This is a genomic window from Frankia sp. R43 (assembly GCF_001306465.1).
Taxonomy (GTDB): domain Bacteria; phylum Actinomycetota; class Actinomycetes; order Frankiales; family Frankiaceae; genus Parafrankia; species Parafrankia irregularis.
Genome location: NZ_LFCW01000008.1, coordinates 15,477 through 34,709 on the forward strand (window position 1 = coordinate 15,477; position 19,233 = coordinate 34,709).

10 protein-coding genes and 3 pseudogenes are annotated in these 19,233 nt (G+C 68.3%); 8 read left to right on the forward strand and 5 right to left on the reverse strand.

The genetic code is table 11. The annotated features are described in order from the left end of the window. Positions 1 to 82: 82 nt before the first annotated feature. Complete coding sequence (locus tag ACG83_RS30225) at positions 83 to 715, reverse strand: transposase (protein ID WP_054569679.1); 633 nt, start codon at positions 713 to 715, stop codon at positions 83 to 85. A gap of 919 nt (positions 716 to 1,634) precedes the next feature. Here ACG83_RS30225 and ACG83_RS30230 point away from each other — a divergent pair. The 7 genes and pseudogenes from ACG83_RS30230 to ACG83_RS30250 all read left to right on the forward strand — a co-directional run bounded on the left by ACG83_RS30230 (position 1,635) and on the right by ACG83_RS30250 (position 11,435). After that, positions 1,635 to 7,673 (forward strand): RHS repeat-associated core domain-containing protein, encoded by a 6,039-nt coding sequence (locus tag ACG83_RS30230; protein WP_235498284.1) that lies wholly within the window; start codon positions 1,635 to 1,637, stop codon positions 7,671 to 7,673. A 258-nt stretch (positions 7,674 to 7,931) separates the two neighbouring features. Continuing rightward, on the forward strand, positions 7,932 to 8,450 hold the full coding sequence (locus tag ACG83_RS44665) for a hypothetical protein (protein ID WP_152991558.1): 519 nt from the start codon (positions 7,932 to 7,934) through the stop codon (positions 8,448 to 8,450). 27 nt (positions 8,451 to 8,477) lie between these two features. Then, positions 8,478 to 8,651 (forward strand): annotated as a pseudogene (locus ACG83_RS44670) (hypothetical protein); the annotation flags it as partial. A 7-nt stretch (positions 8,652 to 8,658) separates the two neighbouring features. Beyond that, a pseudogene (locus tag ACG83_RS30235) lies at positions 8,659 to 9,136 on the forward strand (IS6 family transposase); the annotation flags it as partial. Between the two features lie 88 nt (positions 9,137 to 9,224). Then, positions 9,225 to 9,930, forward strand: a pseudogene (locus ACG83_RS30240) (IS6 family transposase). 32 nt (positions 9,931 to 9,962) lie between these two features. Beyond that, positions 9,963 to 10,295, forward strand: coding sequence for a tyrosine-type recombinase/integrase (locus ACG83_RS30245; RefSeq protein WP_235498286.1), 333 nt, complete (start codon positions 9,963 to 9,965; stop codon positions 10,293 to 10,295). A gap of 429 nt (positions 10,296 to 10,724) precedes the next feature. Continuing rightward, on the forward strand, positions 10,725 to 11,435 hold the full coding sequence (locus tag ACG83_RS30250; protein WP_054569980.1) for an IS6 family transposase: 711 nt from the start codon (positions 10,725 to 10,727) through the stop codon (positions 11,433 to 11,435). A 437-nt stretch (positions 11,436 to 11,872) separates the two neighbouring features. Here ACG83_RS30250 and ACG83_RS30255 read toward each other — a convergent pair whose 3' ends face one another. After that, positions 11,873 to 12,094, reverse strand: a complete 222-nt coding sequence (locus ACG83_RS30255; RefSeq protein WP_152991559.1) for a hypothetical protein — start codon at positions 12,092 to 12,094, stop codon at positions 11,873 to 11,875. Positions 12,095 to 12,319: 225 nt separating this feature from the next. Between ACG83_RS30255 and ACG83_RS30260 the strand changes: the two genes are divergently transcribed. Further along, positions 12,320 to 12,751 carry a hypothetical protein gene (locus ACG83_RS30260; protein ID WP_152991560.1) on the forward strand — a complete coding sequence of 144 codons (432 nt, stop codon included), beginning with the start codon at positions 12,320 to 12,322 and terminating at the stop codon, positions 12,749 to 12,751. Between the two features lie 17 nt (positions 12,752 to 12,768). Here the strand turns inward: ACG83_RS30260 and ACG83_RS30265 are convergent, their stop codons facing one another. From ACG83_RS30265 to fxsT, 3 genes are all read right to left on the reverse strand, one after another. After that, complete coding sequence (locus ACG83_RS30265; RefSeq protein ID WP_063793251.1) at positions 12,769 to 15,525, reverse strand: toll/interleukin-1 receptor domain-containing protein; 2,757 nt, start codon at positions 15,523 to 15,525, stop codon at positions 12,769 to 12,771. Between the two features lie 126 nt (positions 15,526 to 15,651). Further along, a complete protein-coding gene (locus ACG83_RS30270) occupies positions 15,652 to 16,452 on the reverse strand; it encodes a hypothetical protein (RefSeq protein WP_054569683.1) in 801 nt (266 codons plus the stop codon). Positions 16,453 to 16,592: 140 nt separating this feature from the next. Further along, on the reverse strand, positions 16,593 to 19,157 hold the full coding sequence (fxsT, locus tag ACG83_RS30275; protein ID WP_083473702.1) for an FxSxx-COOH system tetratricopeptide repeat protein: 2,565 nt from the start codon (positions 19,155 to 19,157) through the stop codon (positions 16,593 to 16,595). Positions 19,158 to 19,233: the final 76 nt, after the last annotated feature.

Consider the following 19,233-nt stretch of genomic DNA (forward strand, 5'->3'; position numbering starts at 1 on the left):
TGCGGCTGGTAGGAGCGCGCCGCGGATCAGCCCCTTGCGGACGAGGGTGGTGCGTTGCAGGCGGTGGGCGGGCTGGTGGCGGCTACGGCGGCGGTGCCGGGAGGTGCTCTGGGGCGCTCGCCGGTGTCGTCCGCCGCGTGCCGCGGGAGGGTTGTGGGCGGGGGACGGATGGAGGGGCTGGGTGTAAGAGAGCGTGTGCCGCGCCAGGTTCGGGCGCGTCGGTGCGGGTGAGCGGTCGCGCCCAGGTCTTGTTGGCGGCGATGTCGGGTGTGGCGGGGTGGGGGATGGTGATCGGGGTCGGCTCACCCGCGCGCTCCTTCGACAGGGTGCCGGCGGGTCCGGGTCGGCTCGCCACGGCCGGCCGTGGAGACACCGTCGGGATGGACGGTGGCGTGGCGCCCGCGGTGGGGTCCGCGGTCAGCGACGGTGCGGGGTTGGTGCTGGAGGCCCGCAGGAGGTAGAGCTCCTGGCGGAGCCGGGTGTTCTGTTCGTGCAGGTGTCTGAGTTCGGCTTGGTGGCGGGATGACTGCCGGTGCTGGTCGGGTGTGGTGTCCGCGTGGCGGATCCACCTGCGCAAGGTTTCGGCACTGATGCCGAGCGCGTCGGCGACGGTCTTGATGGCCTGCCAGGTGGAGGGGTGGTCGGCGCGGATGTGGGTGACGTAGGCGATCGCGCGGGCCCGGAACGGCGGCGGGTACCTGGTCGGACGGCCCATGACGATGTGCTCCTGTGCGTTGGGGTAGGCGAGCCTGCTGAGCTGTCAACGACGCGGCGAAGCGCCGGTCCGGATTTTGGAGACTCTGAGGGAGGCGGCGACATCCGGATCTCGAAATGCCGATAAATGCATGACGTATGCGCCTCGCATTTACCTTCCTCGGGCGCGCGACGATGCACGCATCGCGGAAGGGACGGCCGGGGAATGTCGCCGGCGACCGAGGGCAGCGTCGCCCTCGCGAAAGGTACGAGGTAGGACTATGGCACGCGCCAGGTTGCCCTGTCAGCAAATCAGCACGGGAAGGTCCTTACTGCCCTCACCGTGCGCGTCCGGCTCGTCGGCCGACGCGGGCTATGTGGAGTGAACGCCGACGGCCGACCTGGACGTGGCGCTGGGTAGTGGGCCGGAGACGGGGCTGGTGGGAACGACGTCGTACGCGTCAGGCCGGAGCGACCGAGGCACGCCACGACCTTCCCGAGACTTACACCGGTATTGTTTCTGCCAGGTAACGCACTTCTGTGTGTTCGACCTAACATTCACTACGTTACGTGGGCATCCCTCAACGTGAGGGTCACTCGATGCCGTCTAGTCCGCAATCGAGGGGGCCGAAATGTCCTGATCCACCCCCGGATCTCCGTAGCGTTAGGTAGCCAAGGCTGAAGTCGCGCCCACTGGGCGATCGCCGTGTGTAGTCGACCGGCGAATGGTGCGACGACCGCCGTTTGCGCAAATAGATTCCGTTCTGCCATTTTTCGACGACCTGGTGCGGTCTCTGTTTTCTCCTGAGGTGGCCGCGCCAGTTCCGCGTGCCCTGAGAAGGGCTTCCTGGTGGATCGGAGTTGGCGTTATGCGGGTGCTCCCCGTACGTCGTCGCAGGTCAATCATCCGTTCTCTGTCCGTTCTGTTAATCGCGCTTCTGATGGCGACCATCACTCAGTTCCTTCCCGCTGTCGGGGTCGCGTCCGCGGCACCGGCCGAGAACGGGAAGGACGCACCGCAGGCGCCGGCCGAGCGCCCGGATCTGGTGACAGCTCAGCTCGCCGCGCGCGCGGAACAGCGCCGCATCGAGGTCACCTCGTTGACCACCGAGTCGACACGGACGCTGGTGAACCCGAACGGGTCCATCACCGTGGAGTCGGCGTCGGGGGTGGTGCGGGTCCAGCGCGACGGTCGCTGGCAGCCCGTCGACACCACCCTGGTCCTCGTCGACGGCGAGGTGACGCCGAAGGCCGCGAAGGCGACCATTGCCCTGTCTGGCGGTGGGGGTAAGCCGGGCGCGGATGTGGCCACGTTGACCGACGGTGACCGCGACGTCGCGTTCGCATGGCCGGCCGCGCTGCCCGTGCCGGAGCTGAAGGACAACGTCGCCCTGTACAAGGGGGTGGCGAAGGACACCGATCTGCGGGTCAAGGTCACCCCGACGGGTTACGACGTGCAGATCGTGGCGCACACCCCGGCCGCGGCGCAGGCGGCGCTGAGGCTGCCGATGCGGTTGAAGGGTGTGACCGCGGAACGTACTTCCGGCGGTGAGCTGCGGCTGTCCGCCGGGGGAAAGCTCGCCGCGCGTTCGCCGACCCCGCTGATGTGGGACGCCCACCTCGACCCGAAGACCGGACTGCCGGACCGGACCCGCACCGTCGACGCCGTCCTCGAACGAGCCACCACCGCCACCCCGGCGCTGGCCCTGCGCCCGGACAAGGCATGGCTGACCGCGAAGGACCGGCAGTACCCGGTGACCATCGACCCGGCCGCGGTCCTGCCCGACAACCTCGACACCGACGTCGTCAGCACGTCGGCGACGACGAACTACGACACCTACGAATATCTGCGCGTCGGAAACGCGTTCGGGTCGGTGCACCGGTCGTTCCTGCGGTTCGACACCTCCGGCATCGACGGCAAGCACGTCACCGCCGCCGCCCTGAAACTCACCCAGGCCGGCGGCTACACCTGCACCCCCCAGCGGATGGTCGTCCAGGGATCTGGCGGCCTGACTTCCGGCACCACCTGGAACACCCAGCCCACCGCCGACGGGATCAACTGGTCCGACACGACCTTCAACGCGGGCGGCTTCTGTGGCTCCGCCGACGTGTCGCTGGACATCACCGGCCTCGCGCAGGCCTGGGCCACCAACGCCACGCCGTCCCCCGAGACCCTGACGCTGCGGGCCCCGGACGAGGTGCTCTGGGAGCCGTACAAGTTCTTCGCCTCCGGCGACACCACCACCCCGCCCCGGATCGAGACCACGTACAACTCCTACCCGTCCACCGTCGGCGCCCGCACGACCTCGCCCTGTTCCGCGCAGTGCGGCGGAACGCCGCCCACCGTCCTGACGAACTCGACCACGCCACGGCTCGCCGGCTCTGCGACCGACGCGGACGGCGGCACCGTGCGCCTGGACTTCGAGGTCTGGAACTCCGCCGGCACCACCAAAATCACCCAGGGCTCCAGCGGGTTCGTCACCCAGAACAGCGAAGCCACCTGGACCGTCCCCTCCGGGCTACTGACCAACGGCACCAGCTACCAGTGGCGGGTCCGCGCCTACGACGGCACCGACTACTCCCAGAACTGGTCCACCTGGATCCCGTTCACCATCGACACCACCGCCCCCGCAGCCCCCACCGCCCTGGCCTCCACCGCCTGGCCATCAGGTGGCTGGGCCAGCGCCACATCGGGCACCTTCACCTGGACCTCACCAGGCGGTGACACCGCCGCGTTCCTCTACGGCCTCGACGAACCATCCCCGACCACCTCGACGACCGCCACGACCAGCGCCTCGCTGACCGCCGACGAGGGCCTCCACACTTTCTACCTACGCACCCTCGACACTGCCGGCAACCTTTCCCCTGTCATCTCCTACAACTTCGGCGTCGGCAACGCCGCACTCGCCTCGCCCGCCGAGCAGTCCCGCACCCAACGATTCGCGACCCTGCGCGGCGAGGCACCCTCCTCGCAGGTGTCAGTGACCTACCGCTACCGGGTTGGTACGAACCCCTCCACCGCGTGGACGGACGTCCCAACGGCCGAAACGACCACCCAGGGTACGACCAGCCACCCGACCTGGCCCGCACCCCGCAACGGCGCCGGCACGTTCGACAACCAGATCTGGAACATCCCTGGCACCCTCGGCGGCGGATCCGACGGACCCATCCAGATCGAGGCCTGCTTCCGCACCACAGCCGCGGTCGTCACCTGCACGGACGCGACCACCATTCAGTTCACCCGCAACGCCTTCAGCGACACCAACGCCACCGCGGACGTCGGCCCGGGCTCACTCGCGCTACTCACCGGCGACTACTCGCTCTCGGCCATAGACGTCTCGATGCCGACCTACACCGGCACGCTGACCGTCGGGCGCACCCTGAGCACGCTGACGCCCGCTGCGGCCACAACCACGCCAAGTGGAATCTTTGGCCCGGGCTGGACATCGAACATCCCGGGCCCTGACACCGGGGCTGGGGACCGCACACTGACGGACAACACCGCCACCGAGGGCTTCGTCACCGTCACGTCACCCCAGGGTGCTCCGGCGGTCTACACCCGCAGCGGAACAGGTAGCTATCCCTTCCAGTACACCGGCGTCGCCGATACCGCCTCCGACGGCTCCAAACTCGTCAAGGACTCCGCCACCAAGTTCACCCTCACCCAGGTCAACGGCGCCAAGACCATCTGGTACGCCAAGACCGTCAGCGGCTCCACCATCTGGGTCGTCGACCGCGTCGAAGAACCTGGCTCCAACACCACCTCCACCTTCACCACTGATGCCCAAGGTCGAGTCACCCGCATTCTCGGTCCCGTCCCTGACGGTGTCGACTGCTCCGGAACCCTCGGTGCCGGTTGCCGCGCCCTCACCCTCACCTACGCCACCTCCACCACCGCCACCGGCGCTAGTGGAAGCTCCACCGACTGGGGCAACTACACCGGCCAGGTCTCGTCGGTCTCCATGGCCCTCAACGGCACCACCCCCATTGAGGTCGCCCGCTACAGCTACGACAACACCGGCCACCTCCGAGCCGCGTGGGATCCCCGCCTCGACACCCCCGCAGGCAACCACCTCGCCACCCTCTACTGGTACAACGCCCAAGGCCGCATCCAGGGTTACATCCCCACAGGCGAGGAAACCTGGGGCTTCGACTACGACAGCTTCGGCAGACTCTTCACCGTCACCCGACCCCGGCCAGCCGGCGCCGGTACCGCCACCCGCAAGATTGTCTATAATATTGCCCTATCAGGCGGATCCGCCCCCATCAACATGGCGCCCACCGCCGTCGACGACTGGGGCCAGCAAGACCTTCCCGCCTGGAGTGTCGCGCTGTTCCCCGCCAGTCATGTCCCCTCCGACCCGCCCACAGGCGCTGACTGGCCATACGCCGACATCCTCTACCTGAACAGCGACGGCCGCCAGGTAAACACCGCATCCTACGGCGCTGGCGCCTGGCAAGTCACCACCATCGAACACGACCAGTTCGGCAATCCCGTGCGGGAACTGAGCGCTGAAAACCGCAATCAAGCCCTCGTCCCCACCGCCGACACCGACCCCACCGTCGCCGCCCTCACCGACTCCGCCACCCGCGCACAACTCCTCGACACCGACACCATCTACTCCGTCGACGGTGTCGTCCCCGTTGACGAGTACGGTCCGACCCACCGCTACATCAACAACAGCGGCGTCCGCTCGTCGGTCCGCCAGCATGTCCACACCGACTACGACGAAGGAGCCCCACCGTCGGCTGAACCGTACCGGCTGCCCACGACCATCACCACCGCAGCATGGAACGGCAGCACAGACGCCGACCCGCGCAAGACGATTAATGGATACGCGGCGAAGGCCGGTGCCGATCCTGCCACTTCAGGTTGGGTCCTTCACCAGCCCACCACAGTGGCCTCGTGGATGGGCGGCGGTTCCACTCCCGACATCGTCCGCACCACGTATTTCAACACGGCCGGGCAAGCGCTCGAATCGCGTCAGCCCAAGGCGAACGCCGCCGGGACCGACGCCTTCACCACGGTCTACTCCTACTTCGCCCCAACGGGTACCGGCGGCTGTGTCAATGCCTCGTGGGCCGGCCTGACCTGCTCCACCGGACCCGCCGCCCAACCCACCTCCGGCAACCCCCTGCCAGTCAAAACCTACACCTACAACAATCTCAACGACCCTCTCGCCGAGACTGAGACCATCACCTCCGGCACCACGACCACCCGCACCACCACCAACACCTACGACACCGCAGGTCGTCTCGCCTCCAAGGCAGTTGCCGTAACTCCGGCAGCCAACGGCGGTGTCGCCATCCCCGCCACCACCTACGGCTACAGCACCACCACGGGACTACCCACCACGACGACAGCGAACAGCATCACCCTCACCACCAGCTACGACACCTGGGGTCAGGTCACCTCCCAGAGTGACGCAGACGGCAACACCACCACAACCACCTACGACATCGACGGCCAGACGTCCAGCGTCGATGATGGAAAGGGCACCTACGCCTACACCTACGACACCGCTACCGAACACCGCGGCCTCGTCACCAGCCTGGGCGTCGGAGCAGGTGCCGCCCCATCCACCTTCACCGCCACCTATAACGGGGACAGCCAGCCGACGACTCAGACCTACCCGAACGGCATTCTTGCCACAACCCGTTACAACAACATCGCCAGACCCACCACCCTGACCTACACCAAAGGCGCATCCACCTGGATGACCTTCACCCAAATCGACAACATCCAAAACCAGGCCCGGGTCACCGAATCCCCTAGCGGAGCTCGCGAACACCTCTACGACGCAGCCGGCCGCCTCGGGGTCGTTCGTGACGTCCGAAACGACACCGGAACCCTGACCTGCACATCACGCCGCTACGTCTACGACGCAGACTCCAACCGTACCCAGCACATCTCCTACCCCGACGCCGGCACCAATCCCACTGGTCCCGCCTGCTCAACCACGACCACACCCACCTACTCACTGAGCTCCAGTTACGACCAAGCCGACCGCATCACCGATACCGGCTACGCCTACGACAGCCTCGGTCGCACCACCACAGTCCCGGCCGCCCACGCCGGCGGAACTGCCCTCACTGTCGGCTACCACGCCAACGACATGATCGCTTCTGAAGTGCAAGGCGCTACGACCCGTACCTACGCGCTCGATCCGGCGCAGCGCGTCCGGGCATGGACCCAGGGAGCCACAACCTGGACTAACCATTATTCGACCGATTCGGGTGACAGCGCGTCCTGGATCGGCCAGACCGGCGGCGCATGGACCCGCAACATCTCCGGAATCACCGGAACCCTTGCCGCGGTCCAAGACAATACCGGCGCCGTCACCCTTCAGCTCACGAACCTCCATGGCGACATCGTCGCCACCGTCGACAACAGCACATCCGTCACCGCCCCGGCCAGCTTCCAGGAGACCTGGGAATTCGGACAACCCTACAATGCCGCCGCTGCGTTTACCCGTTACGGCTGGCTGGGTGGCCCGCAGCGTTCCCGCGACACACTCTCCGGAATCTCGCTGATGGGCGTGCGCCTCTACAACCCCTATACCGGAAGATTTCTCTCCGTCGACCCGGTTCAGGGTGGCTCAGATAACCCGTACGAGTACGCCCGCCAGGATCCGTACAACAATGTTGATCTTACCGGAGAGGCTTGGCGCACGAAATTTCAGGAGCCATTCACCCTTCAGTACCAGTTTCACGGTTGCGGATGCAATCCAAATATGGAATACAGGGCCATTGCAGTAGGCATCGCCAGGTATCTACCCCTGGGATACGGCACGATCACCATCAGCCACAACGGCAGGAGGGTAGTTGCGACCCCCGTTGGCAGCCGGGGAGGAACGTCAAGAAGTGGATTTAAGAGCCTACATAAAGGATACAACTACATTTCACTCTCCGTCCGACTCCTGGATCACAGCGGGAATTCAAAGAAGCGCCAGATCTTCCATATTACCGAGTATATCTAGCAATTAAGGGTGAAGCCCCGGTCGCAGGGAATCCTCTACGACCGGGGCTTCCAACGCTCTTCTATTGATCACGCCTCAGCAGTAGATGTACCGTTACTCGACCCCCAAGGTGGCGAGTGCGATGCTAATATGTGGCGACAACTGCCCCTGAGGGCTCCTCGACCTACGAGTTGGTGTCACATGGGAAGAACGCAATCGGTGCCTGTACCTGCCTGGCGGCCGTACGCGCCTCGCTACGCCGGACGTGATGCTGGCTGGGTGCTTCACTTCATCGCAAACGCAGAATCGTTCGTTTGGTCGGTGCAGCTCTGCCACGGCGACTGGGATGAAGGCCCGCGAGTCGTGGTCGGCACTGCTCTACTCTCCCAGGACGGCATCCCAGTTGATCGTCAACCGGACGACCCCGTGACCAACGGGACCCTCGATGCGTTCGTCGTCATCGCGAACAGCCCTGGCCAGAACAGCTCCGAACTCGGCGCCAATATGCCGAGACACCTCGCCGCCATTACGGCGGACTCGACACTCCGTCCAGTAAATATCGATGGAATCCCCCACAGCTTCAAGGTCTCAGTATTTCGTGGCGAGCAGATAGGCGTAGCACGCCTGCCCGGCGACATCGCCGTCTTCATCACTGCCAGAGGCGTCTCGCTCGACGACATCGAGCTCGGCGAGGTCGATCTGACCGAATATGGAATAGACCCGACTGGACCAATGCACTTCCATATCGACCGCCAGCGATCGCCAGCGCTGTATCAAGGCGCGAGCAGGAGGTCCTAAGCCAACTAGCCATTCGGCCGATCCAACGCCGGAATCACCCAAGACCTGCACATGTCCTCCAGAACCGTCGAGACCTACGTCCGCAGCGTGTTCCTGAAACTGGGTGAGGGCAGCGGTCTGGCGCTATTGCATTCTGGGGAGGCGGGGCACGCGCTGTTGCATCGACGGAGTCCGTCGTTCCGCGGCGTCGATCGGTCATGATCGAGTGATGCGTCGACGTAGTGCCTGTCCACCGTTTCTCGCGTCGGAGTTTGCCGGGTTCCGGTTCCCACCCGAGATGATCGCCTTGGCGGCGCGCTGGTATCTGCGGTTCGCGTTGTCGTACCGGGACGTCGAGGAGCTGCTCGCCGAACGCCGCCTCGATCTTGATCACGTGCATGATCTGCCGATGGGTGCAGCGCTGCACGCCCCTGCTGGTAGAGGCAGCCCAGCCGTGTCGACACCGGCCTGGCGGGAGGTGGTTCGTCGACGAGACGGACGCCAAGGTCGCCGGGTGGACCTACCTGTACCGAGCGGTCGACCACCACGCGCAGGTCATCGACGTCCTGGCCAGCACACGGCGCGACCAAGCCGCCGCCCAGCGCTTCTTCGTCCGAACACTGACGCATGGACGCCGCCCGGTCGAGGTCACCACCGACAAGGCCCCGGTCTACGCCCACCGGCTCGACGAGTGGATCGCTGCTGCGCGTGGTTCCGACCTGCCGCACCTGCATTGGCACTGTTGCATCGGCGGAGTCCGCTGTTCCATGGCCGTCGATCGGTCATGATCGAGTGATGCGTCGACGTCGTGTCCGCCCACCGGCGTCGGAGTTCGCGGGGTACCGGTTCCCGCCCGAGGTGATCGTCCTGGCCGTGCGGTGGTACCTGCGGTTCGCGTTGTCGTACCGGGATGGTCGAGGAGCTGCTCGCGGAACGCGGCCTCGAGGTTGATCACGTCACGGTGTACCGGTGGGTGCAGCGCTTCACTCCTCTGCTGGTCGACGCGGCCCGGCCGTGTCGACACCGGCCTGGCGAGAGGTGGTTCGTCGACGAGACCTACGTGAAGGTCGCCGGTCGGTGGACCTACCTGTACCGGGCCGTTGACCAGCATGGACAGGTCATCGACGTCCTCGCCAGCACGCGCCGCGACCAGGCCGCCGCCCGCCGGTTCTTCGTCCGGGCGCTGTCTCATGGCCGGCGGCCGGTGGAGGTCACCACCGACAAGGCCCCGGTCTACCCGCGGGTCCTTGACGACCTGGTGCCCGAGGCCTGTCACGTCGACGCCGCCCGCGAGAACAATCGTATTGAAGCCGACCACGGCCGGTTGAAAGCCCGGCTCCGGCCGATGCGCGGACTGAAACGCCTGCGGTCCGTGCAGACCGTCAGCGCCGGACACGCCCTGATCCAGAACATCCGCCGCGGCCACTACGAACTCGCTGTCGACACCGACCCACGTCTGCGGCTGGCTGCCGCGTTCACTGAACTCGCCACAGCAGTCTGATCAGCAGACGCTCCGGTCGCTGGCATGCCCAGATGCCCCATAACGCAACAGTGCCCCCCGACGGCACTCCGATCCACCCCGAGCATCTCGCCAACCGCTTCCACACCCTCCTCCAGGAAGCCGACCTACCCCCCATCACCATCCACGGCCTCCGCCACGGCGCCGCCACCCTCGCCCTCGCTGCCGGCGCCGACCTCAAGGCAGTCCAAGAACTCCTCGGCCACTCCACTATCACGCTCACCGCCGACACCTACACCCAGATCCTCCCCGAACTCGCCGCCGAGATCGCCCGCGACACCGCCCGCCTCATCCCCCGCACCCGCAGCCCCCACGACTATCCCCGACACAGCACCGCGATCGACTAGACGGTCTCCCGCCCGTCCGCCCCACCCAGGGCGGACGGGCGGCCACGAGCCACCACAACCCGCCCTCCCCCGCCACCCCATCCACACCCCCACAAGCCGCACCGACACCCCGGCCGCAACCCCGAGGACACACAGTTCGGTATCATGACTCTCGCAGGGCCGTTAGCTCAATTGGCAGAGCAGCCGGCTTTTAACCGGCGAGTTCCCCGGCCCACACCCGCCGTGAATATTGATCGACATTGTCGTGACCTGCATCGTTTGAAAAAACGACCGTCCGGTGCGAGAGTGTTAGTCCGCGCGTGTGCTCAATGTGTCGTCGCCCGCCAACGATCTCCGTTTGTCGCGCCGCGTAGCGGGCGAACCCGGGCGGGCTCTGTTGCATCGGCAGAGCCCGTTGTCCCGCAGCTCTCGACCGGTCATGATCGAATGATGCGTCGACGTCGTGTCCGTCCACCGGTTCCGACATCGGAGTTCGCCGGGTTCCGGTTCCCACCCGGGATGATCATCCTCGCAGTCCGCTGGTACCTGCGGTACGCCCTTTCGTACCGCGACGTCGGGGAACTCCTCGCCGAGCGCGGCCTCGAGGTTGATCACGCCACGGTCTACCGGCGGGTGCGCCGGTTCACCCCGCTACTGATCGACGCGGGCCGGCCATGCCGGCACACACCGGTTGATCGTTGGTTCGTCGGCGAAACGTATGTGAAGGTCGCGGGACGATGGACCTACCTGTACCGGGCCGTCGACCAGTTCGGCCAGGTCATCGACGTGCTGGCCTCCGAGAAGCGGAATCTTGCCGCGGTCCGCCAGTTCTTTACCCGCGCGCTATCCCACGGCCGGCGGCCCGTCGAGGTGACCACCGACCGGGCCGCTTCCTACCCACGAGTCCTCGACGAACAGCTCCCCGCCGCTCATCACGTCGACGACCGGTACGCGAACAATCCGATCGAGGCCGACCACGGCCGGTTCAAGGCACGACTACGGCCGATGCGCGGCCTGAAACGCCTCCGCTCCGCACAGATCATCGGCTCCGGGCACGCGTTCGTGCAGAACATCCGCCGCGGCCACTACGAACTGGGCGTCGATGCCGACCCCCGGAACCAGCTGACGGCTGCCTTCACCGAGCTCACCCGGGCCATCTGACCGCCCGCCCGAGACGGCTCCACCACGCCCCGCCTCCGCCCAATGCAACAACGCCCGTGGGGCAGAAGTCGGAGTTCCGGGGGCAACCCGCGAACGCTCCGACCTAGCACAGGATCCAGAATTCCGGAACTTCAAAAGCTCGAAACTGTGAATCCCATGAAGATCCTTTAGAAATGCACAGAAAAAGCCATTTAATGTGGGCCGTCAGGGACTCGAACCCTGAACTCGCCGGTTAAAAGCCCGTAGGACGGCCTGCCGCCTAGTATCGCATAGTGCCGCCATGTGTGTGTTCGTGCAGCTCACGGGCACTCTGTGTGTTTCGGGGTGCCGGCAGCTGCCGGGTGGTGGTTCGTCGTCCGGGTTCACGCCGTGCACACCCGGCCGCATACGTAGGACGACCGTCGATCTTGGGTGGCCATCCAACGACTCAGAGTCTACTACCGGTGGTCCGAGCCACCGCCCTGGATCTGAAGGTGGTCGCGAACCAACCACTCGCGACCGGGCCAGGCGAGCTCGACCTCGGGCTGAGCACGACCGTATCGGATGTTGTGGCGATCAAGGCGGGCTGGTCCGTCCACGAACCGGCGGCCGGCGAGCAACACCGCCTGGACCAGCCCACCGGCGAGCGCCACGCGGTCCGCGCCACGGGCTCCTCGCACGATCGCGCCCCCCAGATGGGCCTGCTCGTCGGACGCTTCGAAACGGACCTGCAGGACTGTGCCAGTACAGCTCCCACTGCCCCTGTGCGATCCTCGCGTAGGCGCTAGGTGCCACCTCGGAAGACCCGGCTCAAGCGTCACCCTCGGCCCGGCCGTGGACCCGGAGGAGCTGCTGGTCCCCGGTGCCACGATCGTCATCCCGCCCGACCGGACGGGGTGAGCGCGGTGGCCGACAAGGTGTTCGAGCTGCGTTGCGGCCGGGTACCGGCACCGGACCTGTGCCCGGCCGTCGAGTACGTCGAGGTTGACGAGGGCGTCGATGGCACCAGCTTCACCGTCCACCTGAAGATCTCGCAGGGGCCGGACGGGGAGTGGTCGCTGCTGTCCGAGGAGCGGTTCGAGCCCTTCGCGCCGCTCGGTGTGTCGGTGGGCTTCACCGGTGGCGGTGGCCCGATCACCGCTGAGGGCGCCCTGCCCGGCGGCGGGGGAGGTCTCGAGAACCTGGTCGCGGCCCACGCCGTAGGGTCCGAGTTGCGTCTCACCGGTGGCGAGGCGCACGTCGACATCCTGGGCCAGGACGCCTGGGCGGTACTGGGGGCCGAGGAGAAGATCGTCGCCTGGCCGGACCTCGCGGACTCCGCCATCGCTGTCGTTTGAGACAGGGAGCTTCGGGATTATTCTTCGGGTCGGTTCCCGGACCGCCCGACCCTTTGTGGATCTTCTTTGTCGTCCGTCCCGGCGTCGACCGACGGTGGGGCGACCGCAGTGTTCGAAGCTACGACCTCACCTGCGGCTGTGGCACCGGCGGGGTTTTCCGCCTTCCCCCGCCAGCGGGCGAGCTTGCCCCGTGTGGTTAGGGTGTAGGGGTGGTCGGGTCCCAGCACCCGCAGGCACTCCTCCAGCAGTTGCTCGAAGGCGGTCGCGGCGCCAGCGGGATCCCCCGCCCGGCTCCGCCAGTCGGCGAGGTTGTGCCGGGTGTTCAGGATGCTGGGGTGGTCGGGGCCCAATACCCGCAGTCGGTCGGCGAGTAGTCGCTCGAAGGCGGTCGCAGCTCCGGCGTGATCCCCCGCTTGGCCCTGCCGAAAGGCGTGGTTGTGCCGAGAGCTCAGGGTGTAGGGGTGGTCGGGTCCCAGCACCCGCAGGCACTCCTCCAGCACGTGCTCGAAGGCGGTCGCGGCGCCAGCGGGATCCCCCGCCTCCCCACGCCAGTCAGCGAGGTTACCCCAGGTGGCCAAGGTTTCGGGGTGCTCGGGTCCCAGCACCCGCAGGTACTCCTCCAGCAGGTACTCGAAGGCGGCCGCGGCGCCCACCGGATCCCCTGCCTCCCCCCGCCAGAAGGCGAGATAGTACTGGGTGCCGAGGACGTGTGGGTGGTCGGGGCCGAGGACCCGCAGTCGGTCGACGAGTAGCTGTTCGAAGGCGGTCGCGGCGCCAGCGGGATCCCCCAAATGGCCCTGCGAGCATGCGAGGTTGTGCCTGGTGATCAGAGTGTGGGGGTGGTCGGGGCCGAGAACCCGCGACTGGTCGGCGAGTAGCTGTTCGAAGGCGGTCGCGGCGCCGGCGTGATCCCCCGCCTCCCCCTGCCAGAAAGCGAGGAAGCGCCGGATGACCAGCGTCTCGGGATGGTCGGGGCCCTGGTGGTATTGGGCGAGTTGGCAGAGGTGTTGGAAGTGATTGATGGCGGCGCCGATCAGGCCGGTGTCGCCGAGGCTGTTCCCGGTGCGGGAGAGCACCTCGTGGAGGTCGGGCTGGTGAAGATGGTCCCTGGTGGTGGCGTGCAGGGTGGTGGTGTTGGCGCGCAGGGTTTGAGTGAGGGTGCCGTCAGGGTCGGTGTCGGGCCAGACGTGCAGGAGGGCGTCGGCGGCGGTGCGGGCGAGGATGTGGGTCTGGTCGGCGGTGAGGGTGTCGCGGACGGCGTGCTGGAGGAGCTGGTGGACCCGCACGGCCTGGGCGGGAGTGTGGTCGGCGAGGCTGAGGCGATGCAGGGCACGCAGCGCGTCGCGGGCGTCGTCGGTGGTGGGTGCGGGTTGGTCGGGGCGGGCCGTGGCGAGCCAGGTGAGGGCGGGTGGGCTGGTGAGGGCGGTTTCGGGGATGCCGTTGGGGTCGAGAAGCGCGGCCAGTTGTAGCAGGGGCCGGGCCAGGCCGAGGGGGCGTAGCTGGTTGGCGCGGTTGATAGACAGAGTCCAAGCGGTGGTGATGGTGTTCCGCTGGTCGTCGGGGAGGCCGGTGTCGGGGGTGAGGTCGGCCAGGGTTCGGGCGTGGTCGGCGAGGCGGCGCCGGTAGGCGGCACAGTCGAGGTCGAGGTCGGCGAGGTAGGCGGCGGCCTGGGACAGGGCGAGGGGCAGCCAGCCCAGGTCGGTGGCCAGCGCGGCGATCTGCTCAGGGCTGTCGGCGCGGCCGTAGGCGGCCAGGGCGGCGGTGAGGTAGGCAGTGGCCTGGGCGGGGGTGAACAGGCCGACGTCAATGCGGCGGCGGCCGGGGCCGGTGAGGGTAGCGTCACGTCGGCGGGTGGTGACCAGTACATGTCCGTGTTGGCGGGTGGGCGGCCACAGACCGGCCAGGTCGACGGGGTCGGCCAGGTCGTCGAGTACGACCAGCCAGCGGGTGTCGGTGGCGGCGAGCCAGTCCAGTAGGACCTCGGCGGCGACGGCAGGGTCGGTGGGATCTGCGCCGCAGATCCGGGCGGCGGCGGCCGCGTAGCCGGTGTGGATGGCCTCCCGGCTGGCAGCGACCACCCACACCAGCACATCGACTCCGCCGGTCTGCCACATCTGGTGGGCGTAATGTGCGGCCAGCTGGGTCTTGCCGACTCCGCCCATCCCAGCCAGCACATGACACGCCACCGTCGTCCCTCCGCCGTCGACCGTTCGGGTGAGCTCGTCGACGATTGGCCGGTGCTGGAAATGGTCGGCGACCCGGGGCGGTATCCCCACCCGGACCCGCGGGCCGGCCGCGCCGCGGGGTAGCTGGCCCGGGAACACCACGGCCACCGGTGCCGGGGCGGGGCGGCCGGGGAACCCGCCGGATCTGCGTTCCGGACGGGTCAGGCCGACCGCCTCGACCAACCGGCGGTGGGCGGTGGCCTCGTCGACGCCGTGCAGGTCGCGGGTGGCGATGGTGGCCAGGACCGGGGGTAGCGCGCAGTCGTCGACCCGGAGTGGGATGAGGGTGTTGTCGGCGAGGGCGCCGGTCCATTCCTGGGTGCGCCAATGCGAGGCGAAGTAGGCCGGGGAGCAGATCGCGACAGTGCGGCTGGCGCGGGTCATCTGCTGGCTGATCCAGGTGATGCGGTTCGTCCCAGCCGGGGCGTCCCACGCCTCGATCACCACCATGCGGCCCTCGGCTTCCAGGACCGCGGCGACCCAGAGCGCCCACTCCTCGTCCGCCGCGGTGTAGGAGACGAACACATCGACCGGCGTGTCCGATGACACTTCTGCCGGTGCGTTGGGATTCCCCGGGCCCATAGCCACCCAGCCTGCCACGAATCGCTACCACCCCGATACGCGATGGACCGGCCCCTGCGGACCGTAACGCCTGGGGTCTGGGATACCCAGCGGCTACCTCTGTCGGAGATGTTGACGCCGAGCGAAAACTGCACGGTTCCTGCCGAGGCGGGACGACCTCGGGGATCTCCTGGACGTGTGCTCCGAGGCAGAGGATGCGTCGGAACTACTCCAGGTCATCCCACGACCAGCGGTCAGCAGCACTCCCGTCCGGCTCTCGCCCGAACCGAAACCGCTCCGATGACTCCCGACATCAAGAAACCAGTCGAAGTGCCCTGCGGCAGGTAGACGGTTGGCCAGGGTGGCCAGCTGTTCGTCCGCTCCCACCCGATGCAGTCGGTCCAGCAGCGCGGCCACGGCGTCCGGGTTACCGAGGGCGACGTGGGTGGCGGCCCGGTGGGCCAGAGCGGCCAGCTGTTCGTCCGCTCGCACCCCGTGCAGCCGGTCCAGCAACGCAGCCACGGCGACCGGGTCGTCGAGGGTGACGTGGGTGATGGCCCGGTTGGCCAGGGCGGCCAGCTGTTCGTGTGCTCCCAACCGATGTAGCTGGTCCAGCAGTTGATCCACGGTGTCGGGGTTATCGAGGGCGACGTGGGTGGCGGCCCGATGGGCCAGGGCGGCCAGTTGTTCGTGCGCTCCTACCTGACGCAGCCGGTCCAGGAGCCGGTTCACGGCGTCCGGGTTGTCGAGGGCGACATGGGTGGCGGCCCGGTGGGCCAGGATGGCCAGCTGCTCGTCCGCTCTCACCCGGCTCAGCCCGTCCAGCAGCCGGTCCACGTCGTACAGGTTGTCGAGGGTGACGTGGGTGGCGGGATCGCGGTCCAACAGGGTGGCCAGCTGCTCGTCCGCTCTCACCCGGCTCAGTCCGTCCAGCAGCCGGACTACGGCGTACGGGTTGTCGAGGGCGGCATGAGTGGCGGCCCGGTGGGCCAGCTGCTTGATCGTCGACCGCCACCGTTAAAGGGGTGATCGTTTCTGTGAGTGGTCGCGGGCAGTCAGGTCGCGTCGCTGCCGAAGAGAGACATCAGTACCAGTGCTGTCAGTTGGGTGTCGGGGTGGTCGTTGCTGAGGACCCGTCGGCGCCGGGCCAACGTGTCCTCGGCCAGCTGGCGGGCTGCCTGCGTCTCCCCCAGCTCGGCCAGCCCGATGGCGAGGTTGTTTGCGGAGGTCAGGGTGTCGGGGTGGTCGTCACCGAGGACCCGCCGCCGCCGGGCCAACGTGTCCTCGGCCAGCACCCGTGCTGCCTGCGTCTCCCTCAGCTCGGCCAGCCGGCCGGCGAGGTTGTGCGCGGAGTCCAGGGTGTTGGGGTGGTCCTTGCCGAGGACCCGCCGCCGCCGGGCCAGGGTGTCCTCGTCCAGCTGGCGGGCTGCCTGCGTCTCCCCCAGCTCGCCCAGCCCGATGGCGAGGTTGTGCGCGGAGCCCAGGGTGTCGGGGTGGTCGTCGCCGAGGACCCGCCGCCGCCGGGCCAACGTGTCCTCGGCCAGCACCCGCGCTGCCTGCGTCTCCCCCAGCTCGCCCAGCCGGCCGGCGAGGTTGTTTGCGGAGGTCAGGGTGTCGGGGTGGTCGTCGCCGAGGACCCGCCGCCGCCGGGTCAGAGTGTCCTCGTCCAGCTGGCGGGCTGCCTGCGTCTCCCCCAGCTCGGCCAGCCGCACCGCGAGGTTGCTCGCGGAGCCCAGGGTGTCGGGGTGATCCTCGCCGAGGACCCGGCGGCGGCGGGCCAGGGTGTCCTCGTCCAGCTGGCGGGCGGTGTGGTGGTCGGCGAGGTCGGCGTGGGTGGCGGCGAGGGTGATCGTGATGGTGATCGTGTGCGGGTGGTCGGGGCCGAGGGTGGTGGTCCAGCGGGTGCGGGTGGTGCGGGCGAGGGTGTGGGCGGTGCGGGTCTGCCCGGCCCGGTACAGGTACCAGCAGGTGCGTTCGAGGAGATGGCGGAACCGGTGGGGTTCGGGGAGGTCGGGGTGGTCGGTGAGGTGGCCGGCGGCGGCGATCACGTGGGGGGTCAGCGCGGCGTAGGCGGGCCAGCCGGCGGGGTCGTCGGTGTCGCCGGGGGTGGCGGTGGCGAGTAGGTCGAGGGCGCCGGTGAGGGCGTGGCGTTGCCCGTCGGGGGTGAGGCGGGCGCGGAGGAGGATGTGGACGAGGCGGTGGAAGTGCAGGGTGGTGCCGGTGCGCCGCGCGAGCGCGTAGCGGGTGAGCGCGCCGAGTGCGGTGTGGGTGGTCAGCACGTCCCCGGCGACCAGCGTCCCCGGGACGGGGGGCGCGTCCCCGGCGGGGGCGGCGGTGAGGGGGATGGGTTCGGCGGCGAGGAACGCCAGCTGGTCGGCGAGGGCGGCGGCGTGCGGGTGCGCGGCGGCGAGGTGGGTGTGGGTGGCGGTGACGGTGGCGGCCAGCCCGGGGTGGTGCGGGGTGTCGGCGGTGAACAGCGGCTGGGGCTGGTGGGCGAGCAGGTCCAGGTAGGCGGTGGGGGGGATCCCGGTCTCGGTGAGGAACGCGCCGGCCTGGTCGACGGCCAGCGGCAGGTCTCCCAGGGCGTCCGCCAGCTGGTCGGCGTCGGTGTCGGTCAGGTCGGGGGCGTGTCGGCGTAGCAGGGCGACGGACTCGGCGCGGGTGAACTCGCCGACCTCGAGGAGACCGTCACCGGTGAGGACGCGGATGGCGGGGGTGCGGCAGGTCAGGATCAGCCGGCCCGACCCGGGGGGTAGCAGCCCGGCGATGGTGGCGGGGTCGGTGACGTTGTCGTAGACCAGCAGCCAGCCGTGGCGGCGGCCGAGTTCGGCCAGGGCGCGGGCGGCGCGGGCGGGCAGGTCTCCGGTGGCGACGCCGAGGTCGGTGGCGAGATCGGCCAGGCCGGCGGTCAGCCCGGTGCGGGTCTCGGCGTCGACCCACCACAGCAGGGTGTAGTCGTCGACGTGGCGCCAGGCGTACTCGACGGCGAGCTGGGTCTTCCCGACTCCGCCAGTGCCTTGCAGGGCGCAGACGGTGACCTGACCGGCGTGGGTGAGCTGGGTGTGGAGGCCGGCCAGCAGCGGGTCGCGGCCGGTGAAGAACAGGTTGCGGGCCGGGACCGGCCCCCACACCGGCGGCAAGCGGCCCGGGAACACCCCCACCGGCTCCGGCGCCGATGGGGTGCCGCCGCCGGGGAAACCCCCGGAGACCCGGGCCGGGGCGGCCAGGCCGACCGCCTCGACCAGCCGCCGCCGCGCGATGGCCTCATCGACGCCGTGCAGGTCACGGTAGGAGATCGTGGCCAGCACCGGCGGGATCACACAGTCGGTGACCCGCAGCGGGACGATGCTCCGTCCACCCAGGGCGCCAGTCCATTCCTGGGTGCACCAGTGCGAGGCGAAGTAGGCGGTCGAGCAGATCGCGACCGTGCGGGCCGCGGCCGCCATCTGCTCGCTGATCCACACGACGAAGTTCTCCCCGGCCGGGGAGTCCCACACCTGGATAGCGACCCGTTGCCCTTCGGTTTCCAACACTTCGGCGACCCAGGTCGCCCACGCCTCGTCCGCCCCTGTGTAGGAGACGAACACATCCACCCCACCATTCGTGGCCCCCGTGTCCATAGCGGTTCAGCCTGCCACGAACCGCCACCGCCCGGACCCACCGGCTGTTCCCGTGCCCCGCCGCGGCGGCAGCACC

Coding starts and splice junctions, on each gene's coding strand:
- ACG83_RS30245 (WP_235498286.1), top strand. CDS start 9,963: ATGCCCCATAACGCAACAGTGCCCCCCGACGGCACTCCGATCCACCCC.
- ACG83_RS30230 (WP_235498284.1), top strand. CDS start 1,635: ATGGCGACCATCACTCAGTTCCTTCCCGCTGTCGGGGTCGCGTCCGCG.
- fxsT (WP_083473702.1), bottom strand. CDS start 19,157: ATGGACACGGGGGCCACGAATGGTGGGGTGGATGTGTTCGTCTCCTAC.
- ACG83_RS30225 (WP_054569679.1), bottom strand. CDS start 715: ATGGGCCGTCCGACCAGGTACCCGCCGCCGTTCCGGGCCCGCGCGATC.
- ACG83_RS30250 (WP_054569980.1), top strand. CDS start 10,725: ATGCGTCGACGTCGTGTCCGTCCACCGGTTCCGACATCGGAGTTCGCC.